The sequence below is a fragment of the Pseudoflavonifractor intestinihominis genome, assembly GCF_040096055.1.
In the GTDB taxonomy this organism is placed as follows: domain Bacteria; phylum Bacillota; class Clostridia; order Oscillospirales; family Oscillospiraceae; genus Pseudoflavonifractor; species Pseudoflavonifractor intestinihominis.
The window spans coordinates 1-1723 of the sequence record NZ_JBBMFK010000056.1 but is presented as its reverse complement, the minus strand read 5'-3'; the positions used below and the strand labels follow the sequence as shown (position 1 = coordinate 1723).

The following is a 1723-nucleotide window of genomic DNA, read 5'->3' as shown; positions in this document are numbered from 1 at the left end:
TTTAGCAAATCCTTCGGTTAACGCACAGACTATATTTTCATTCTCAGCTGTGATGGCATTTCATGAGGCGTTGAAAAGTGTATATCATTCTTCAGGCACAACCCTGTGATGGGGAGCCACATCAGCGGCAGAGCACGCAAGTCACCATTCGGCGTCAGACGTGCAAACCGGCCTGTAAGTACCGGGTTGCTCCCGGTATATCAGCGATGATCCATCACAGCATAATGATACTTCTGTACGCAGCTCGGTGAGTACCACGGAGGGGTGAGAGTCCCATGGATCTGGTAGCAGCCAGACGCCTGAATGTATTCCCGGCAGGCCAGAGCGTCTGCCAGTTCCCAGGGGCGTCGAGGACAAATGTGGGAATAACATAGTCATTGAGATTTAGCCCTTAGCGGCTTTATTGGGCGAGAAGCGATATCTCGTCCCTTTACATAAGTGCGTTTTTCATAACAAACAGCACTTTGCTCATTTGCGCGGTTCAATGCCGCGATTTTTTCTTCAAACATGGTATGCCTCCTTATAGAAAGAAAAGCCAGCTCATGGTGCCTCCATTTCTTCCGGGATATGGATGTCCAGGCTGACTTGCAGAGCTTCATCTACGGCGCGTATTTCCTCTCGGGATACTTTCCCAATGTAGGATAAAATGCGCCGCTTATCAATCGTTTTGATTTGTTCTAACAGGACAACCGATTTCTGGCCCAGCTCTTGAACGCTTTCCAGAGTATAGTGAACCGGGAGTTCCTTCTTCTTGATCCATTTGCTGGTGAGCGGCGCGACAATCAAGGTGGGACAAAAGAAGTTGCCCATATTGTTCTGAAGCACCAGAACCGGGCGTGTGCCACCTTGCTCCGAGCCAAAATAGGGGTTCAAATTCGCATAATAAAGATCCCCGCGTTTGAATACCCAATCTTCGTTCATTTCTTTATCCTCCTATGTCTTACATGATAATTCCTATGTAAGAAGGAGGTTCCACCTTTCAAAGCAGAACCTCCTTCAATAAGTGCCTGTTTTTATCCCTTATTTGTCCACGACACCCCAGGGATTCGGGTAATCATCAAGCCACAGTAGGCTACACTGCTAACCAGGACTTTCACCTCCTTTCCATACGGTCTTACCCATGGCCTGCGACGGCTGTTAGCACGCTCGGACTACAGCTATAAGAGGGCGCTCCGCTTCATCATGCCATGACCAGAAACCAACTGGTGTATTACAGCCTGATATAAAGCCAAGCAACGCAAACTCCTCTCACAGCAAATGAAAAAAAGCGCCTGCTTTACCTCTCGACTGAGAGATAAAACAGGCACTTTTCTTGCCCCACACATCTCTTGTAATGGGGCACTATGTATGATAGTATACTCAATAAGTGACAGACCAAGTAGATACTCACGCAGCATAATTTGAGTTTGCTCCGAGAGAAATCGAACTCAAAGCACACGCTATTAAGCCTTGATTTTGCTAACATCCTGCCAACAAGAGGGGGTAAAACCCCTTTATTTTGGCTTGATTTTGCTTGTACCAGATTTACACCTGACTTGGAGAAAAGCCTTGATTTCTCTTGGCTTTTTTATACTCGCTTGATAGTGCTTATGTCGCTTGGGGCCATCTCCTAAGCGGTAGACCGGAGGTTCGAGTCCTCTCCAGGGGTGTTTTCGGTAAAATGAAAATGTAGCAAATGGTACTCAAAAAGTGAGCACCCCAATGGCAAATAAAAAGAGCCATT

At 46.9% G+C, this 1723-nt stretch carries 2 protein-coding genes; both read right to left on the bottom strand.

Features of this window, described 5'->3' with window-relative positions:
• Positions 1-374: 374 nt before the first annotated feature.
• Positions 375-509, bottom strand: coding sequence for a hypothetical protein (locus tag WMO64_RS16970; protein WP_349232759.1), 135 nt, complete (start codon positions 507-509; stop codon positions 375-377).
• 31 nt (positions 510-540) lie between these two features.
• On the bottom strand, positions 541-921 hold the full coding sequence (locus WMO64_RS16965) for a type II toxin-antitoxin system PemK/MazF family toxin (protein ID WP_349232758.1): 381 nt from the start codon (positions 919-921) through the stop codon (positions 541-543).
• Positions 922-1723: the final 802 nt, after the last annotated feature.